The following is an 18,636-nucleotide window of genomic DNA, read 5'->3' as shown; positions in this document are numbered from 1 at the left end:
AATAGGTTTTGTGAATGAAAATATTAAACAAGTACATCCGTTTTTAAAACGAATTTCTCTACAACTTTTGCAACACCATCGTTCATATTTGTATCTGTTACGTAGTTTGCAATTTCTTTAATATCATCAGGTGCATTGCCCATTGCAACGCCAAGACCAGCAAATTCAATCATTGCTTGGTCGTTATAGCTATCGCCCATTGCGATAACTTCTTCACGCTTAATGCCAAGCTTTTGGATCAGTTTGTTTAAGCTCGTTCCTTTTGTAACACCGGCTTCTGTAAATTCTAAGAAGAATGGTTTCGAACGCATCACGCTTAATTGGCCTTCTAGTTGTTTTTGTAGTTTCTTTTCAACTTCAACAAGGCGTTCAGCCTCTTTATTCATTAATACTTTTACTACCGGCTCTTTAACTGCGGCTTTAAAGTCATCTACTACAACAATTGGCATACCAGTAATATCGCCCTCAATTTCAGTATAAGGATTATTTTCTTCCGTTACGATATCATCGCCCATATAAGTATGAATCCATACATCTTCAGTTTTACTAATTTCAAATAGGTTGTGAACGATTTCAGGAGATAGCGTACTACTAAAGATTTCTTCGTTTGTTTTACAGTTAATAATTTTTGCACCATTAAAAGATAGAATAAAACTGCCGTATTCTTCTAAACGAAGTTCTTTCGCTACATTGCGCATACCAAACGTTGGACGTCCAGAAGCAAGTACCACCTTTACTCCTTGCTCTTGCGCAGTCATTAGAGCCTCTTTCGTACGAGGTGAAATGGTATGGTCGTCACGTAATAAAGTATCATCTAAATCTAAAACAATCATTTTATAAGTCATATTGAAAATTCCCTTCTTTATTTAAATAGAAATACATGTTCATGAAGATATTAAGGAATAATAGTAAGACATCGAACTTCTTCAGGAAGAAGTAGATAAATTATCATGAGCGTATTGCCCATGATAATTTATCGTAACAACTCTAAAGGTAGAGTGCAATAATGGAAGTTTTCCAATTTACGATAGTTGTTTTTCTGTAGAACGAGAAAATAGTATTTCGAGCAAAATTGCCATGACAGATCCAAGAACGAGACCGTTACTTAAAAATGATGCTAGAAATGGTGGGAGCGTAGAAAATGCTCCAGCTGGAACGAACATAACTCCGACTCCAGTAAAGATGGAAAGACCCGCTACCTTAAATAATTGTTCTTTATTTTGTACTGTGTCGTATTCACGGAAGGCTAGACCAATCATACTTGCAAATACAGGATAGATAGCAGCATAACCAACTGCAACCGGGATTGCTGCAAAGAATGAAGTGATCTTTGGGAATATACTAACGACAATAATAAAGCTTGATCCTAACATAAATGGGAGTCGCTTATAAATATTAGTCGTTGCAATAAACCCTGCTGATCCAGAAATGGCGACAGGTCCAATAGCTGAGAATAGACCGCCTAGTAATTGATTGATTCCTGTTATAATGCCAGCTTGTTTGAAACGATCTGGTGCAGCATCTTCTTCATACTTAGAGACGATCTTTTGCACAACGCGAATGCTTGCTAACATATTTGTTAGAAGTAATAGTGTAACGAAAACTACCGTAATTGCCATGTTCCATTCAATGCGAGGCATTCCGAAAACAAATAGGGATGGAAAACGGATTATATCTGTCACAGGCGTTACTGGATTAGATAATCCGAAGCATGCAAATAATATCCAGCCGCATACAATACTGAAAAGAACGGAATATTGTCCAATAATAGGTAGCTTCATAATGAAAAAGGATAGTAAAATAACAATGAGTGAAAGAATAAATACGTCGGCTTGTACTTCTGTATGTTGTCCGTCAAGGCCGAACATTCCCTTTAAGAAGGAACCGCTAAGTTGTGCGACAAGAAGAAATAAATAAGTTCCAATAACTGTCGGTGTAAAATAGCGAACGAGCTTATCAATAAGTCCTAAAACACTAAGAATAATACAAATAATACCACTTAATAGGAAGGCGTATTGAAGGACTTTAAGTGTTTCATTACTTGATCCAAATAATACGACACCTAAACTTGCATAAAGGGAGAAAATCCCCCACCAAAGGCCTGCAGGACCTTCTTGAATAGGAAGTTTATGTCCAAATATAGCTTGCAGTAGACCAGCAAAGCCAAGAACAAATAATGTTCTTTGTACGAATGCAATAGCTTCAGCTCCATCGAGGCCATAACTAGTTGCGACGCTAATTGGTACAATAAGGCTCCCAGCTAAAATAAATAGCGCCCATTGTAAGGCGGAAAGAAATGTTTTCATTATATCAACCTCTTTCATAGATTCCATATCTAGTATATATGTATTTCATTTCCACTGGCAAAGATTGTAGATAGAGAAAAGAGTTGAAACACGATATGAATGCACGTAAGCAATTATGGATAGCAGTTATATGTATGACCTTTGTTGTAATTCTAGGAACGTTAGGATTTATGACAATTGAAGAGATTAGTTTGTTTCAAGCATTTTGGATGACGATGATTACCGTATTAACTGTTGGATACGGAGATGCCGTTCCTGTAACACATGCAGGGAAAGTATTTGCGCTTCTTATAATACCGGTTGGCGTTGGTATTGTTACGTATGCGATTGGTGTAGTGGCAGCTATGATTATTGAAGGGAATTTATTTCATGCAGTACGGAGGAAGAAGATGGATAAACAAATAGCACAGTTACAAAATCATATTATCGTATGTGGTTGCGGTAGAGTGGGACTTCAAGTTGTACATGAATTGCAAGAAAAGAAAATTCCATTTGTCGTCGTGGATAAAGATGAAAGTATATTGGAGAAGGAAAAACTTTTGTATGTACATGGGGATGCAACGGAAGACCAAGTGTTACATCATGCTGGAATTTCAAAGGCAGCCGGTCTAGTTGCTATCGTAGCCAATGACGCTGAAAATGTATTTATTACATTAACCGCAAGAGGATTAAACGATGCAATTAAAATTGTGGCAAGAGCGGAAAAACCAGAAACCGAAGACAAATTAAGGCGTGCGGGTGCAAATAAGGTGATTAATCCATCTAGTATGGCAGGAATTCATATTGCAAAAGGTATTGCGAATCCGCTAACAGTTCATTATATTGATACAGTACTGTATGGCGTGGATCAGTCATTTGTAATTGAAGAAATTGCAGTCGGAAAAGGCTCTATTTTAGCTAGTAAATCTTTACTAGAGAGTGATGTGAGAAATCAATTTGATGTAACAATTTTAGCGATTTTGAGAAATGGGAATGTTATACATAATCCGACGGGGCAGGAAAAATTGCAAGAACATGATATGATAATAGTATTTGGTTCAGTAGAGAAGCTGGGGCAATTTGAGAAAGAACTACAAAGTACGAGGTGATAAGGAATGCAAATATCGAGCGATAAGATTTTAAATAAAATGGCGAATGAAATTGCAAAGGCAAAAAGTAGTGAAGGACAAAAATCAAAAGATCATTTATTAGTTGTGCGTGCTTTATGTGATTTACTATTAGATGAACAGGTTGAATCTTCTACTTATAGAGAGCCGCAAATTCAATCGCAAGTAATTGGAACGCAGCCTATAACAACTGTTCAACCAGTTATGCCGGTTTCTGGAGAACCTGTGTATATAAAAGAAGAAGGCGCAAATGGTAATTCGTTATTTGATTTTTAAGAATTAAATCGTTTGGATTATATGTGAAAATTGCTTATGATAAAAATAAAAAAGGGGAATTAAAATGAAAATTTTCTTTTTACTAGGTTGTATTGCAGCAGGGCTATCTGTTGCGTTAGGGGCATTTGGAGCACACGGTTTAGAAAATAAAATTTCTGCAAAAATGTTAGAAGTTTGGAAAACTGGCGTTACATATCAAATGTTCCATGCAGGTGGGCTATTCGTAGTTGCTTTATTAATGGATAAGATTCAATCATCACTTTTAACTACTGCTGGTTGGCTTATGGTAGCTGGGATTATTATGTTCTCAGGTAGTCTGTATGCGTTAAGCACAACAGGCATTAAGTTCTTTGGACCAATTACACCTCTTGGTGGTGTAGCGTTTATCGTGGCGTGGATCTTAGTCGGAACTGCAGTTGTAAAAGGGTTATAAAAACAAAAGCTGGCATATGCCAGCTTTTTTTATGGTCTTGGAGCATAAGTTGCTTGTTGACTAGGTAAATACATAATTTCTTCTGGGAATTCTACATAATCTAAGTAAATCATCAATAGTAAATAACGTTTCCCGGATTGTGGCTCACTAATTACAATATGATCACGACCAGCAGCTTCGATAATACCTGTATACGATTGTGTACCGAGTGAGCTACCGCGCTCATAAGTCATTACAACCGTAGCTTGTTTGCCCTTGTTCAAGCGAAGAATATTTTCAATATAAGACTGTTCTAATGGTAACATACCTTGAGAAACTGCCAATTGAGCCTGAGCAACTTGTTGTTGCATCGCTTGCTGCTGTTGCTGTTGTTGTGCAGTCATTTGTTGCGGTTGTACATAAGTTCCAGATGGTTGATAAAAACCTGTTCCATAGTATGGATTCTGTTGCTGTGCCATTCAAAAATCCCTCCTCATTTTCATTCCTTAATATACGCTTGGACAGTCTCCAGCAGATGGCTGGAAGAAGCAATGTTTTTTAAATCGTCCAGAGTTTTGCTGGTCATACCAAGTTGGTGGGCAAGGACCTTCAGGTCTGAAAAACCATAAAGCGAAATTTGCAGGCCAAAAACGTTGTCCTTGAATAGTCCGCCTTGCTAAGGCAATGTCTTGTTCTCGTGCTCGTTGATAAAAATATCCCTTTTGGGTAGCCTCAAAACCACCAGGATTTTGATAAACCATCTGACGTAAGTTCCGTACTTTTTTAAAATCTAAACAATTTCCGAGGACACGATTTACACCGACATTTCCAACCATTAGCATGCCTTGTTGTCCTTCTCCTTCAGCTTCGGCGCGCATGAGTCTAGCTAACAACTTTACGTCTTCTTCTGTATGCGCAATAACACCCATTATGTGTCACCTCTCTTTTTGGAATACCCTTTGGAAAGAGGTTTATTTCTAGATGAAGTGTGGAACAATTACTAGTTCATACGTATGAGAAAAAGGACTCAGATATGACAACCAAACGAAGTTTTACATTGAGAAAGGAAAATAAAAAAAAGCTAGCGTGAGCCAGCTTTTCATCATTAAAATACTTTAGACCATAAGTTTGAGAAAAAATCTCCAACAGAGCGCATTGTTAACACAAACCAATTTGCTTTTTCAACTTCTTCTGTCGTTTTTGCAGTAACTTTCATACTTTTACTACCGTCTAAGAAACCATATTTATCAGTTGATTCTAAAGTAATGGAGCCTACTTTGGCATCTTTCTTAATAGGAGCAACTAAATGTCCATCTTCAGCAAGAGATTTATCTACTTCAGTCCCAATTTTATAAGGATCTTTGCTACCTTTTTTCGCAATTACTGTTATTTCTTTTTCCGGTGCAACAGTTACTTGATCTTCTTTTCCTTTTACTACAGAAATTGTATTGTTTTTATTCACTTTTAGCTTTTGTTTTTCGAAGTTATTAAACCCGTATTCAATTAATTCACGAGATTCTGTGAAGCGCTCGTCCATTGATTTTGTTTTAATAATAACTGAAATAAGACGTACATCACCACGTTTAGCAGTAATAGTAAATCCGTATCCAGCTGTATCAGAACTTCCTGTTTTTAAACCATCTGTTCCTTCATAAGAGAAAGCGGCACCCGGTAACATCCAGTTCCAGTTTTCCATACGAATTGGTTTCGGATGATTGTCCGGGAAGTTTCTAAATCTTTGTTTTGTATCCTCTAGCATTTCTGGATACTTTGTAATCATTGTTTTTGAAAGAATACCCATATCGCGAGCTGACATAGAGTTTTCTGCATTTGAATCAGTACCCTCAGGATGTTTTCCTTTTAAGTCAGCGTTATTTAACCCAGTAGCGTTTACAAATTTATATTTCTTTAACCCTAGTTTTTTTGCATGTTCATTTGCAAGATTTAAGAAGTTTTTTTCACTTCCTGCAAGTAGTTCTGCTAAGGCAATACTAGATCCGTTTGCAGAGAAGATAACGATAGAATGATATAATTCTCTTACAGTATATTGACGTCCCTTTTCAAACGGAACATTAGAGAATTCATTATTACGTGAAACTTCATAAGCGTAATCAGAAATGTTTACCTTTGTATCCCAAGTGATTTTTCCCTCTTTAATTGCTTCTAATACAGCATAAACAACAATTAATTTTGACATACTAGCAATAGCTAGTAATTCATCTGGATTTTGTTCATGCAGTATTTTTCCTGTATCTGCATCAAATAGAAGTGCAGCTGCCGCCTCTATATGTATTTTTTCTTCCGCATGGGATGTTGTTACTCCTAAGGAAGAAATTGACAATAAAAGCGCTAGTAAAATAGACAAGATTTTCTTCATATAGATTATCACCTTCGCATCGTTATTAGCATGTAGCTCGTACCATTTTAGCATAAATTTGGATATGAAAAGGTTACAATTTTACTAGAAATTTGAAAAGAATTTGTCGATTTTTGTTCAAATTTGCAGAGAAAAGAAGTTTTTTGAAGAGAAGTATAGAAGATAATAAAAAAAGGAACGAATTTCGTTCCTTTTTTACGATTTATCCCGTTATTTACTGGGCAGTAAGATTTCTACCTCGAAATTCAGCGAAAGCAAAGGAGTTAGGAGGGATATCAACTGCCCGTAAAAGCCCGATTGGTGAGGGATGATTAGAGTTTCACTTTATATGTGTAGAAATTTCTCTACCTTTTCGTCTGGTAAAATGTTTCCAACGAAAAATGTTCCGAATTCACCATAACGAGCACTTACTTCATCGAAGCGCATTTCATATATAAGTTTCTTAAATTGAAGAACATCATCAGCGAATAATGTTACGCCCCACTCGAAATCGTCGAATCCGACTGATCCTGAAATGACTTGGCGTACTTTACCTGCGTACTGGCGACCGATTTTACTATGACTGTACATCATTTTTTTACGTTCTTCCATAGGAAGCATGTACCAGTTGTCATCACCTTGGCGACGCTTGTCCATTGGATAGAAGCAAATATGATTTGCTTTTGGTAGGTCTGGATATAAGCGAGCTAAGATTTGTGGGTTTTGGTATGGATCTTCATCAGCTGGAAGATAGTTGCTTAGTTCAACAACAGATACGTAAGAGTATGCAGGAACCATATATTCAGCTAATGTTGTTTTATTCAATTCTGTCTCAATTTCATTTAACTCTTCCATTGTTGGACGTAAAATCATAAGCATAATATCAGCTTTTTGGCCAACAACTGTATACATTGCATGACTGCCTTTTTTTGCAGTAGCTACTTCGTTCCATTTTTCAACGACATTTAAAAATTCAGACACAGCTTGTCCGCGTTCGTCGCTAGATAATGTTTTCCATGCAGCCCAATCAATAGAACGTAAATCATGTAAACAATACCAGCCATCTAACGTTGTTGTTGCTTCACTCATTCTATTCACCTCAGTTAATGATAGTTTTACACGTTAACTATAGCATATATAGTTTTAAAAGCATCTATATAAAACCTTGGCACATAAAATTGTCACATTTTAATTTACTTGAAAATAGGAGAAGATAAGGATTAAAGGGACTTTATTTCTATGCTGAATTTTATGAAAATATAATCATTTTCATTTTATCTATTTTTTGGGAGCTATAAGTTTAAAATATAGAGGAAAAGCAGTATTCTTAAAGATAGAGTTTTTTTAACATATGTAGGAGGGTTTATTCGTGAGCAACTTATTTACAACAGTAAAAGAAAAAGTTCAAGGAAAAGGCATTTCTATCGTACTTCCTGAAGGAACTGATGAAAGAATTTTAGGCGCTGCAGAGCGTTTAGCAAAAGAAGAGTTAGTAAAACCAATTTTAGTTGGTAATAAAGAAGAAATTAGCGCAAAAGCTGCTAGCATGAATTTAACATTAGCAGGCGTTGATATTTATGATCCAGCTACATACGAAGAAATGGATGCAATGGTAGCATCTTTTGTTGAACGCCGTAAAGGTAAAGCAACTGAAGAAGACGCTCGCAAAATCCTTAAAGACGAAAACTACTTCGGTACAATGCTTGTATACATGGGCAAAGCACAAGGTTTAGTAAGTGGTGCAGCTCACTCTACAGCTGATACAGTTCGTCCAGCACTTCAAATCATTAAAACAAAACCAGGCGTTACAAAAACTTCTGGCGTATTCATCATGGTACGTGAAGAAGAGAAATATGTATTCGCTGATTGTGCAATTAACATTGCACCAAACAGCCAAGATTTAGCTGAAATTGGTATCGAGAGTGCGAAAACTGCTGAATTATTCGGTATTGACCCACGCGTTGCTATGTTAAGCTTCTCTACAAAAGGTTCTGCGAAATCTCCAGAAACAGAAAAAGTTGTAGAAGCAACTCGCATTGCAAAAGAAATGGCTCCAGAATTAACTTTAGATGGAGAATTCCAATTCGATGCTGCATTCGTACCATCTGTAGCTGAGAAAAAAGCTCCAGGTTCTACAATTAAAGGTGATGCTAACGTATTCGTATTCCCAAGCTTAGAAGCTGGTAATATCGGTTACAAAATCGCTCAACGTTTAGGTAACTTCGAAGCAGTAGGACCAATCTTACAAGGTTTAAACATGCCTGTAAATGACCTATCACGTGGATGTAACGAAGAAGAAGTGTACAAGTTAGCTTTAATTACAGCAGCTCAAGCACTTTAATTCTATAATGAATTGAAATAAAGACCGTCGCTATAATAGCGACGGTCTTTATTTTTCTAAGCCAAGTGCTTTATTGTTACGATCAATAATACGTTGTAAATTCGTCTCATATAAAGGTATTTCATCTATTGTTAATTGAGATGGTGTTAACTTTGGAGCGAATTGCTGCAGTGTTTTTAAAAGGCGCATCATTAAATCTTGTACTGTAATGGTTTCGCCAAGTAATTCTGAGAGTGAGGCCATCGTACTCGGTACAATCTCAGGATACGTAAAGCGTGTTTCTTCTCCTTGAATGGCTAGGTTGTAGAAGTCACGAACGAGTGCGGCACGTTCAGAGCCACTTCCTGTAGCACAGAGATAAATTTGGACAGCGACACCACCGCGAATACGGCGCTGTGAAATGCCAGCGAATTTTTGATCGCGAATACTTAAGTCATAGCTACCAGGACAGTAAGAACCAACAATTTCTTTTGCCTCGATTGTGACATCGTAATCTTTTAACATTTCTTTAATTAAATGCCACATTGTATCGTATCCAAGATCAATATCGATACCTTTTTCCGTCTCTTGGAATAAAAGTGATACGTTTAAAACACCTTCATCAAGTACAACTGCAAGTCCACCGGAATTACGAACGATAACATTGAAGTTGTTTTCCTTTAAAAAGGAAATACCTTCCTCTAAGTGTGGTAGGCGTGAATCTTGAATGCCAAGAACAATTGTATTGTGATGAACCCAAGAACGCATTGTTGCAGCTGATTGACCATTTCCGATACTTGTGCATAATGTGTCATCCATTGCGAATGACTGCAATGCATGGAATGTTGGTCCCAAACTAGACTGATCTACAATACGCCACTCTGGCTGAGATAAAATGGAACGGGAATTGCTCATATAACTAACCCCTTATCTTTAAAATGACAATCTCTATTATAACAAAAAATGTAGAAACGGGTTTTCTCATATATAAAGGGAAAGTTTAACGATGAAATAATAAAAAGGATGCATGTAATGCATCCTTTTTATTCTGCAATTTTTTCTAAATTACCGTTTCGATCCATTCGGAAAGATGTTTGAGAACGTTCTTCGTCATCCATGACTGCCAACTTACGAGCTCGGTTCATAATGTTCATAAGTGTTTCGTAATCTTCTTGTACGGTATGAGATTGTTTTTCTAACTTTTCTAGTTTCTTTTCTAGTTCTTCATTCCGAAGGATTTGTGCTTTAATTTCTTGTTTCAATCTCGTATTCTCGTTTTCAAGAGCTGTCACTTTTATATTTGAAGATCCGACTGTTTGTAAAAAATAGATAACATCTTGCATTGTCATAGAGCTTCTTGCAGCAGGAATAGTAGCTTCTTGATATGGAATAGCTTCTTTATATTGTACGATTGATTCCTCTTGTACGAATTCTTCATAATCAGTTATCGAATCTGAAGCTGGTGGTGTATAAAGTAAACGTTTCTTCGCTTGTTCACCGCTTGCAGCACGCATTTTATCTTTACGATGTTTTTTTGCTAGTTGAAGAGCTTGTTCATAACTATAGCGAACAACAGCATTCCAGCGGAAACCACAGGCAGCCGATGTACGATTTAATTGATCTCCTACTTCTTCAAACGCATTTAATTGAGTACTTCCTTCTCGAACGTGACGAAGTACAGTTTCAGCAAGTAATAAATCGTCCTCATCCGTCCAAGCATCTTGTCTTACTTTCATAGATTCAACTCCCTTTCTTTTTATGAACTTCCTATTTTTATAATGGGCAAAAAAATGAGCTTTTATACAAAGCTTTTAAAAATATGGTAGATTTCGATGCAAGGTGAAAATTTTGCTATGAATGATGAGAGCTTCTGTAGGAGAGCATATAAAGTGAAACTTTAATCAGTGGGTTTTTCTTTCCATCCCCGCTGATTATTAACCTTTACCAATCGGGCATTTACGGGCAGTTATCCCCCACCTAACTCTCTCTCATTCACCGAATTCTAGGGTAGGAGTCTTACTGCCCGCAAATAGAGGGATAAATATGTAGCATTATATGAAGAAAGAGCGTCGCAAGGAAACTTGCAACGAGCTTCAAAGAGCGGTAAAATACCATTTAGTGTTTATTTTTAAATGTACTTGAGAAAAGTTTAAAATAGAGGAAGTGTTATATAATGGGAAACGAATTTCGTGTGTGTGATGATTGTCAAGCAACGAACGTTAAAACGTTGATTCCGAAGTTAAAAAAAGTAGATTCATGTGCGACAATTGAAGTTGGATGTCAGTCTTACTGTGGCCCTGGTCGTAAAAAATCATTCGCATTTGTAAATAATCGTCCAGTTGCGGCTCCAACAGAAGATGAATTAATTACAAAGATTGAAGTAAAGTTAAATAAGTAAGAAAAAGAAGAGTGAACAGATTCCTCTTCTTTTTTTATGCCCATAAGAGGAAGGATTTATTCTGTGGAAGCTTAATTGGTGACGATAATAGTTAATGACAGATGGGCGTTATCTATTTATTGGGAGCTCGACCTATATGAATTTGTATTTCAAAATAATAGTTGACAGTCTTTGGAAACGATAGGTAGAATAGAAGGTGTCTGATTCTGAGAATCATTATCAAGGGAAGAACAATTCACCTAATTTTTTTATTACTATTTGAGAATAAATTTCATTTCATTAAATTAAATATATGTTGTTGGTTAGGATGGTTGAGGGATGGAAGTGAGCGCAAGGAGTATAGAACAGCAAGATGTGAATGTTAAAGAGATTAAGAGTAGACCGCTCATAGCTTCTATTATTTTAGTAGTAGGTACAGTTTTGTTAGCTTTAAGCATGGCATTGTCTATTTCGTTTGGTGCTGCAGATATTAATTTAAAGACTGTATGGCAAGCTGTGTTTCAGTTTGACGGTTCTATTACGCATCATAATGTAATTCAGGAACTTCGCATGCCTAGAGCAATAGGGGGCGTAGTTGCAGGTGCTTTTTTAGCGGTATCAGGAGCAATTATGCAAGGTATGACGAGAAACCCACTGGCATCACCGTCTTTAATGGGGATTACAGATGGCGCTGTATTCGGAATTGCAATTATGTATGCATTCTTCCCTAATTCACCTTATTTAATGTTCGTTATCGCATCTTTTATTGGAGCTGCTTTTGGTGCGAGCATTGTATATGGAATTGGGTCTTCTTCACCAGGTGGATTAACACCTGTGAAATTAGCTTTAGCAGGTGCAGCAATTAGTGCTTTATTAGGGGCCATTTCATCTGGAATTGCGCTGTATTTCAATCTTGCCCAAGAGGTGAGTATGTGGAATGCAGGTGGAGTTGCTGGAGTGAAATGGGAAAGTATTAATATGTTAGTACCGATTGGCCTAGTTTGTCTCTTTATTGCAATTATGATGTCCAGGTATATTACAATTTTGAGCTTCGGTGAAGAAATTGCGATTGGACTTGGTCAAAATACGACATTAATTAAATTTATCGGAACAGTACTTGTTCTTGTGTTAACAGGTTCTGCGGTTTCTATGGCAGGATCGGTTGGATTTGTTGGTCTTGTAATCCCACATATGACTCGTTTCCTTGTAGGCTCAGACTATAGATGGGTTATTCCATGTTCTGCGGTCTTAGGTGGGCTGTTAATTGAATGTGCAGATATGTTATCTCGCGTTATTAACCCGCCGTTTGAAACGCCAATTGGAGCAATTACAGCGCTAATTGGGGTTCCATTCTTCCTCTACTTAGCACGTAACGAAGGGAGAGGGAAAATGTGAGGACAAGTGTCTTAACAAAAAAGAACGTTTCTGTTCTAACGATTTTAGTAGGATTAATCGTTGTTGTATTTTTAATAAGTTTAAATACAGGGACATTTAAAATACCGCCAATGGACGTATTAAAGTCATTGGTTGGACTTGGTGCTGAAGATCAGTCTGTTATTTTATTTGAATTCCGTATGCCACGTATGGTTATTGCTATATTAGTTGGATCTGCTTTAGCAATGTCAGGTGCGATTTTGCAAGGATTATCACGAAATCCACTTGCTGATCCAGGTATTATCGGTATTAACGCTGGAGCGGGATTAACAGTTGTTATATTCGTCTACTTTTTCTTCGGGAAAGTTGGGACTGGTACATTTTTATCTGTATTTATCCTTCCATTTTTCGCGTTAGTTGGAGCGATATTAGCAGCGGTTATTATTTATTTACTAGCATGGAAAGACGGCGTTTCATCTACTCGATTGATACTTGTTGGTATCGCCGTTGCAGCCGGATTTGGTGCTGTTAGTTTAATTTTTTCTATGAAGATGACATCTAATGATTTCCGTTTTGCTACGATTTGGTTAGCGGGAAGTCTGTGGGGTACAGATTGGAAATTCGTGCTAAGTGTACTTCCATGGATGGTTATATTCTTGCCACTTGCTATTAGTAAGGCGCACATATTAAATGTAATGAACCTAGGCGACTCTACAGCAGTGGGTCTTGGTGTAAACGTAGAAAAAGAAAGACGTAAATTATTATTTATTGCAGTTTGTTTAGCAGGTGCATCTGTCGCTGTTGCCGGAGGAATTGGTTTTATCGGTTTAATGGCTCCACATTTAGCAAGGCGCCTCGTTGGTGGTAAGCATCAAATTATGCTGCCTACAGCTGCACTAATAGGAACGTTTTTACTTTTATTCGCAGACGTAATTTCAAGAAGTGTGTTACCAACTTCAGAAATACCGGTCGGTCTTGTTATTTCCGTAATTGGTGCACCGTATTTCATATACTTACTTATGAGGACAAAATAAAGGGAGGCTTTTTGTATGGCAACTTTAGCAGTTGATGCGGTATCTGTTGGCTATAATGAAGGATTAATTATTGATGGATTAACAGTTGAAATTCCGGAAGGGAAAATTACAACAATTATCGGACCAAATGGTTGTGGAAAGTCCACATTATTAAAAACGGCTTCTCGTATTTTGAAGGCAAAAAAAGGTACTGTTTATCTTGATGGAAAAGCAATTGAGAAACAGCCAACGAAAGAAATCGCAAAGAAAATGGCGATTTTACCACAGACTGCAGAAGTGCCAACTGGCCTTACTGTGTTTGAACTCGTTTCATATGGACGCTTTCCTCATCAAAAAGGATTTGGAACGTTGAAAGAAGAGGATTATCGCTACATTCATTGGGCACTTGAAGTGACGGGAATGACAGAATTCGCAAATCGTCCAGCAGAGGCATTATCAGGTGGGCAACGCCAACGCGTATGGATTGCGATGGCTCTTGCACAAGGGACAGAATTACTCGTATTAGATGAACCGACAACGTACTTAGATATGGCTCATCAATTAGAAGTATTAAACTTATTGAAAAAGTTAAATGAAGAAGAAGGTAGAACGATTGTTATGGTTATCCATGACTTAAACCATGCTTCTCGTTTCTCAGATCATATGATTGCACTAAAAGCAGGTAAGTTAATGAAACAAGGAACGCCAGATGAAGTAATGACAAGTGAAACACTTCGCAGTGTATTTGAGATCGAAGCTCAAATTGTTCCATGTCCAGTAAACTGTAAGCCAATTTGTTTAACATATGATTTAGCGATGATTAGTAATCAATTGCGTCAAAAAGCATAAGTAGAATCCCCCTCGTAAAGAGGGGGGCTTCTAATGGACGTTGAGCTTCTTATTAGTAAATAGGAAGTTGAACACCCGTTAGAACGGGACATAAACAACAATTAATAAATATATATTGATTAATTGTTAATCTTGTTTCTTATAGTTCACTGTAACTTATAAGAGAAATACAGCTAGAAGGAGTGGGAACATGAAGAATTTTAAAATGGCGTTATTAGCAATGGTACTAGTCGTTACTTCTGTACTATTTGCAGCTTGTTCTAACAAAGAAGAGAAGAAAGCAGATGCGAAGGATGCGAAGACTGAAGAGCGCACTGTACAACACGCAAAAGGGGAAATTAAAATCCCTGCAAATCCAAAGAAAATTGCTGACCTTAGTGGTTCAACAGAAGAATTATTAATTTTTGGTATGAAACCAATTATTACTGCTAATACATCTCAAGAAAAAATTGATGCACATATTGAAAAGAAATTAAAAGGCGTAAAACCAGTTGGTTCTGCTTGGGGCGATAAAATTAACATCGAAGCGGTAGCTGCTGCAAAACCAGATTTAATTCTTGTAAACAATCGTCAAGAGAAGATTTATGATCAATTGTCTAAAATTGCACCAACAGTTATGTTAAAAACTCCATTAGACCAATGGCGTCCAAAATTCGAAGAAGTAGGTCAAATCTTCGGTAAAGAGAAAGAAACAAAAGAATGGTTCAAACAGTATGACGAAAAAGCAAGCAAAATACATGACAAAATCGTTGCGAAAACTGGCGATGCTAAATTCATGAAAATGGCTGCATATCCGAATGCTTTCCGTGTATACGGTGACTACGGTTACGGTAGCGTAATCTTTAATGATTTAAAATTACCAGCAGTTAAAGGTACACCAACTGATAAACCGTTAGTACAAGTACAAAAAGAAGCTTTAATCGATTACAATCCAGATTACTTATTCGTATTTACGACTGGTGACGGTTCTCAGCGCCTAAAAGAATTCCAAGAAGAATCAATTTGGAAAAATATGAATGCTGTTAAAAACAACCACGTGTTTACAATTAAAAACGAAGACTTAAACAAAGGTTACTTCCCACTAGGTAAAGAAATGATCTTAGATGAAGTTTCTGAGTTCGTTTTAGGGAAATAATATATAAAGAAAAAATCACTTTTACTCTGGTAAAAGTGATTTTTTCTTTATATAAGGGCAATTAATATAGTCTTTCATTTCTTTCTGTTTCCTATTTCGTTTATAATATATAGTAAGAATGCAGTAAAGAAAGGGGGATGTCGGAAGGTGGTATATTTAAACGACAAACTCAGCGAAACAAAAGTGTTTAAAGACCCGGTACATAAATATGTGCACGTACGCGATCGTGTTATTTGGGATTTAATCGGAACGAAAGAATTTCAACGCTTGCGCCGTATTAAGCAGCTTGGAACGACATTTTTTACATTTCACGGTGCAGAGCATAGTCGCTTTACTCATTCGTTAGGTGTATATGAAATTATTCGTCGTATGATTGATGATGTGTTTGATGGCAGACCGAACTGGAATGCTGAAGATAGATTGTTATGTTTATGTGCGTCATTACTTCATGATGTCGGTCACGGCCCATTTTCTCACTCGTTTGAAAAAGTATTTTCATTAGATCATGAGAAATTTACGCAAAAAATTATCGTTGGAGATACGGAAATTAATCGTATATTAAGCCGTGTGGATAAGGATTTTCCGCAAAAGGTAGCTGATGTAATCGCAAAAACATCTACGAATAAATTAGCGATTAGCATGATTTCCAGTCAAATTGATGCAGATCGTATGGACTACTTATTAAGAGATGCGTATTTCACAGGCGTAAAGTATGGAAACTTTGATATGGAACGTATACTGCGTGTCATGCGTCCGTATGGGAATCAAGTAGTTATTAAAAATAGTGGTATGCATGCTGTTGAGCATTATATTATGAGTCGTTACCAAATGTATTGGCAAGTATATTTCCATCCGGTAACGCGCAGTGCTGAAGTTATTTTAACGAAGATTTTACACCGTGCAAAATCATTGCATGAGAAGTATTATACATTTAAAAATCATCCGGTTCATTTCTATTCTTTATTTGAAGAAGAAGTAACAGTAGAGGATTATTTGAAGTTAGACGAGAACGTTATGTATTATTACTTCCAAGTATGGCAAGACGAAGAGGATCCAATATTAAGTGATTTATGCCGCCGCTTTATGAATCGAAACCTATTTAAATATGTAGAGTTTACAGATAAGCACGGTTTAGATAATTGGATGGAATTAAGTAGCTTATTTAAAAAGATTGGACTTGATCCAGAATACTATTTAGTAGTTGATTCAACATCAGATTTACCGTACGACTTTTACCGTGCTGGTGAAGAAGAAGAGCGTCTGCCGATCTTACTTCTTATGCCAAATGGAGAACTTAGAGAGCTTTCACGTGAATCGGATATTGTTGAAGCAATTACTGGTAAGAAGAGAAGGGATCAAAAATTATTCTATCCGCATGATCTAATCTATGAAGATGGAAGAAAAGGAAAATATAAAGAGAGAATCATCGAGTTACTAGAAGGTAAAAAATAAGAAGCAGCTCTTAGCTGCTTCTTATGAAAGAACTTGAAATTATTTGTCGCTTAAGCGTTTTCCGCCAACTGCATAATGGTTTTTAGACATTTCTTCGATGAAAACAACGATGTTTTCTTCAGGAGCACCAGTTGTTTCGCTTACTGCTGCTGTTACTTTCTCAGCAAGAGCTTTCTTTTGTTCCTCTGTGCGTCCTTCTAGCATTTTCACTGTTACGTATGGCATATATAATCGCTCCTTTTATGTAAGTTACACTCTTATTATAGCGGATTATGGGGAAGAACAATCGAAAAAACAAATATTTTCTTTTTTGACATATTGAAGAGGAGATGAATCATGGATCAGTTATTTAGATATCCGTTGCACCAAATTCCGTTGGTAGCAATGGCCATTATTATTGCGTTATCAGTTCATGAATTTGCGCATGCATATGTTGCATATAAATTTGGAGACGATACAGCAAAAAAACAAGGGCGTTTAACGTTATCACCGATGGCTCACTTAGACCCTATCGGGATGATTGCTGTATTAATTCTTGGATTCGGTTGGGCAAGACCAGTGCCTGTTAACCCGTACAACTTTAAAAAGCCACGTCTTGCAGGGATATTAGTTTCTATTGCAGGACCGATTAGTAACTTAATTTTAAGTGCAATTGGTTTAATTATTTGGTATAGCCTATTAACATTTGGTGTGTTAGACTCAATTCCATTTGCAGTAGCAGATACGTTGGCTCAATTCTTCCGAATTTTTATTATGCTTAATATCGTATTACTTGTATTTAACTTATTACCAATTCCGCCACTTGATGGGTATCGAGTTGTGGAAGATCTAGCACCAACAAATATTCGTGCGAAAATGACACAGTATGAAAAGTATGGAGCAATAGCGTTATTAATTCTTGTTATTACACCGCTTAGCAATTATACAATTCAACCTATTTTCAATGTTGTCATTCCATATGTATTTGTATTTTTAGACAGTATCATTGCGCCTATTTTTGGCCTTTTATAATCATTAAGTGAGGAGGAGTTTACATATGACAGAGAAAAAGAAAAAAATCGGTTTTAATATCGTGAAAAATGATTCAACAGATGGACATGGTGGTTTTGGCGTTGGGGCATTAAGTCTAGAAAACATTTCGCCTGTATTTGTCGATGTACTAGAGAAAACAGCATTCGTTGATATCGGTGCGATGCATGCGCGTAGTACAGTAGAAAAAGGGATTAAGTTTTTAACAAATAAAGATGAAGTTCCAAACGGTAAACCATTTTGGCTTGTTTGGGTGACGATTGAAAGAACTGCAACAGGTGCTTATTACGCAGGTGTAACAGCTTGTGAAATGACAGTAGACCGTGAAATTCGCCGTGGATATAAATCACTTCCAGAGCACGTAAACAAAATGGATAAATCAATGAAGCGTCACATTATGGTTGACCATATGGATGAATCATCTAAAAAAGTACTTGGTACGTTCTTGAAAGAACATAATGAAGCAATTTGGAACGAGTCTAGTGAAGAATTGCGCCGTGCATTATTAAGTGAATAAAAGAAAAGGATGTCTCACTAGTCGATTGTTGACTAGGTGACATCCTTTTTGTTTTGGGAGATCGGGACCATGGGATAGGAAAATATATCAACGATTCGAAAAGGAGTATCCATT

Annotated in this window: 21 protein-coding genes; 12 read left to right on the top strand and 9 right to left on the bottom strand. The window is 36.8% G+C overall.

Annotated elements, in window-relative coordinates; genetic code table 11:
* Window positions 1-23: 23 nt before the first annotated feature.
* Both ATN06_RS27340 and ATN06_RS27335 read right to left on the bottom strand, forming a co-directional pair.
* Window positions 24-845, bottom strand: a complete 822-nt coding sequence (locus tag ATN06_RS27340; protein WP_000221382.1) for a Cof-type HAD-IIB family hydrolase — start codon at window positions 843-845, stop codon at window positions 24-26.
* A 177-nt stretch (window positions 846-1,022) separates the two neighbouring features.
* The gene (locus ATN06_RS27335) at window positions 1,023-2,306 is read right to left on the bottom strand and encodes a purine/pyrimidine permease (RefSeq protein WP_060633009.1); all 1,284 of its coding nucleotides are present in this window, start codon (window positions 2,304-2,306) and stop codon (window positions 1,023-1,025) included.
* 95 nt (window positions 2,307-2,401) lie between these two features.
* On the opposite strand from ATN06_RS27335, the gene ATN06_RS27330 reads away from it, so the two are divergent.
* The 3 genes from ATN06_RS27330 to ATN06_RS27320 all read left to right on the top strand — a co-directional run bounded on the left by ATN06_RS27330 (window position 2,402) and on the right by ATN06_RS27320 (window position 4,121).
* Window positions 2,402-3,394, top strand: a complete 993-nt coding sequence (locus tag ATN06_RS27330) for a potassium channel family protein (RefSeq protein WP_060633008.1) — start codon at window positions 2,402-2,404, stop codon at window positions 3,392-3,394.
* Between the two features lie 6 nt (window positions 3,395-3,400).
* A complete protein-coding gene (locus ATN06_RS27325; RefSeq protein WP_060633007.1) occupies window positions 3,401-3,688 on the top strand; it encodes a YwdI family protein in 288 nt (95 codons plus the stop codon).
* Window positions 3,689-3,752: 64 nt separating this feature from the next.
* A complete protein-coding gene (locus tag ATN06_RS27320) occupies window positions 3,753-4,121 on the top strand; it encodes a DUF423 domain-containing protein (protein WP_000688311.1) in 369 nt (122 codons plus the stop codon).
* Window positions 4,122-4,150: 29 nt separating this feature from the next.
* Here the strand turns inward: ATN06_RS27320 and gerQ are convergent, their stop codons facing one another.
* The 4 genes from gerQ to hemQ all read right to left on the bottom strand — a co-directional run bounded on the left by gerQ (window position 4,151) and on the right by hemQ (window position 7,545).
* On the bottom strand, window positions 4,151-4,579 hold the full coding sequence (gene gerQ / locus ATN06_RS27315) for a spore coat protein GerQ (RefSeq protein ID WP_060633006.1): 429 nt from the start codon (window positions 4,577-4,579) through the stop codon (window positions 4,151-4,153).
* A 27-nt stretch (window positions 4,580-4,606) separates the two neighbouring features.
* Complete coding sequence (cwlJ, locus tag ATN06_RS27310) at window positions 4,607-5,029, bottom strand: cell wall hydrolase CwlJ (protein WP_060633005.1); 423 nt, start codon at window positions 5,027-5,029, stop codon at window positions 4,607-4,609.
* Window positions 5,030-5,205: 176 nt separating this feature from the next.
* Window positions 5,206-6,477: a serine hydrolase gene (locus tag ATN06_RS27305; protein WP_060633004.1), complete on the bottom strand. Its 1,272-nt coding sequence runs from the start codon at window positions 6,475-6,477 to the stop codon at window positions 5,206-5,208.
* A gap of 324 nt (window positions 6,478-6,801) precedes the next feature.
* The gene (hemQ, locus tag ATN06_RS27300) at window positions 6,802-7,545 is read right to left on the bottom strand and encodes a hydrogen peroxide-dependent heme synthase (protein WP_060633003.1); all 744 of its coding nucleotides are present in this window, start codon (window positions 7,543-7,545) and stop codon (window positions 6,802-6,804) included.
* A 280-nt stretch (window positions 7,546-7,825) separates the two neighbouring features.
* Here hemQ and pta point away from each other — a divergent pair, with 280 nt between their 5' ends.
* On the top strand, window positions 7,826-8,797 hold the full coding sequence (pta, locus tag ATN06_RS27295) for a phosphate acetyltransferase (protein WP_000067219.1): 972 nt from the start codon (window positions 7,826-7,828) through the stop codon (window positions 8,795-8,797).
* 48 nt (window positions 8,798-8,845) lie between these two features.
* On the opposite strand, the gene ATN06_RS27290 is transcribed toward pta, so the two are convergent.
* Together ATN06_RS27290 and ATN06_RS27285 are read right to left on the bottom strand one after the other, a co-directional pair.
* The gene (locus tag ATN06_RS27290) at window positions 8,846-9,691 is read right to left on the bottom strand and encodes an octanoyl-[GcvH]:protein N-octanoyltransferase (protein WP_060633002.1); all 846 of its coding nucleotides are present in this window, start codon (window positions 9,689-9,691) and stop codon (window positions 8,846-8,848) included.
* A 128-nt stretch (window positions 9,692-9,819) separates the two neighbouring features.
* Window positions 9,820-10,512, bottom strand: a complete 693-nt coding sequence (locus ATN06_RS27285) for an RsfA family transcriptional regulator (RefSeq protein ID WP_060633001.1) — start codon at window positions 10,510-10,512, stop codon at window positions 9,820-9,822.
* Window positions 10,513-10,949: 437 nt separating this feature from the next.
* Between ATN06_RS27285 and ATN06_RS27280 the strand changes: the two genes are divergently transcribed.
* From ATN06_RS27280 to ATN06_RS27255, 6 genes are all read left to right on the top strand, one after another.
* Window positions 10,950-11,174 carry a YuzB family protein gene (locus tag ATN06_RS27280; RefSeq protein ID WP_000526076.1) on the top strand — a complete coding sequence of 75 codons (225 nt, stop codon included), beginning with the start codon at window positions 10,950-10,952 and terminating at the stop codon, window positions 11,172-11,174.
* A 318-nt stretch (window positions 11,175-11,492) separates the two neighbouring features.
* A complete protein-coding gene (locus ATN06_RS27275; RefSeq protein ID WP_060633000.1) occupies window positions 11,493-12,548 on the top strand; it encodes a FecCD family ABC transporter permease in 1,056 nt (351 codons plus the stop codon).
* Entirely contained in the window at window positions 12,545-13,561 is a 1,017-nt protein-coding gene (locus tag ATN06_RS27270) for a FecCD family ABC transporter permease (RefSeq protein ID WP_060632999.1), read from the top strand. The genes ATN06_RS27275 and ATN06_RS27270 overlap by 4 nt, the downstream gene beginning before the upstream one ends.
* Before the next feature lie 15 nt (window positions 13,562-13,576).
* On the top strand, window positions 13,577-14,389 hold the full coding sequence (locus ATN06_RS27265; RefSeq protein WP_060632998.1) for an ABC transporter ATP-binding protein: 813 nt from the start codon (window positions 13,577-13,579) through the stop codon (window positions 14,387-14,389).
* 190 nt (window positions 14,390-14,579) lie between these two features.
* Entirely contained in the window at window positions 14,580-15,524 is a 945-nt protein-coding gene (locus ATN06_RS27260) for an ABC transporter substrate-binding protein (RefSeq protein ID WP_060632997.1), read from the top strand.
* Window positions 15,525-15,671: 147 nt separating this feature from the next.
* Complete coding sequence (locus ATN06_RS27255) at window positions 15,672-16,976, top strand: HD domain-containing protein (RefSeq protein ID WP_000262747.1); 1,305 nt, start codon at window positions 15,672-15,674, stop codon at window positions 16,974-16,976.
* Window positions 16,977-17,015: 39 nt separating this feature from the next.
* Here ATN06_RS27255 and ATN06_RS27250 read toward each other — a convergent pair whose 3' ends face one another.
* Window positions 17,016-17,201, bottom strand: a complete 186-nt coding sequence (locus tag ATN06_RS27250) for a 2-hydroxymuconate tautomerase (RefSeq protein ID WP_001147171.1) — start codon at window positions 17,199-17,201, stop codon at window positions 17,016-17,018.
* A gap of 111 nt (window positions 17,202-17,312) precedes the next feature.
* Here ATN06_RS27250 and ATN06_RS27245 point away from each other — a divergent pair, with 111 nt between their 5' ends.
* On the top strand, window positions 17,313-17,987 hold the full coding sequence (locus ATN06_RS27245; RefSeq protein WP_060632996.1) for a site-2 protease family protein: 675 nt from the start codon (window positions 17,313-17,315) through the stop codon (window positions 17,985-17,987).
* A 25-nt stretch (window positions 17,988-18,012) separates the two neighbouring features.
* Window positions 18,013-18,522, top strand: coding sequence for a YwhD family protein (locus ATN06_RS27240; RefSeq protein ID WP_000136683.1), 510 nt, complete (start codon window positions 18,013-18,015; stop codon window positions 18,520-18,522).
* Window positions 18,523-18,636: the final 114 nt, after the last annotated feature.

It is taken from the genome of Bacillus thuringiensis (genome assembly GCF_001455345.1).
In the GTDB taxonomy this organism is placed as follows: domain Bacteria; phylum Bacillota; class Bacilli; order Bacillales; family Bacillaceae_G; genus Bacillus_A; species Bacillus_A thuringiensis_N.
This window is presented reverse-complemented; position numbering and strand designations above follow the sequence as displayed.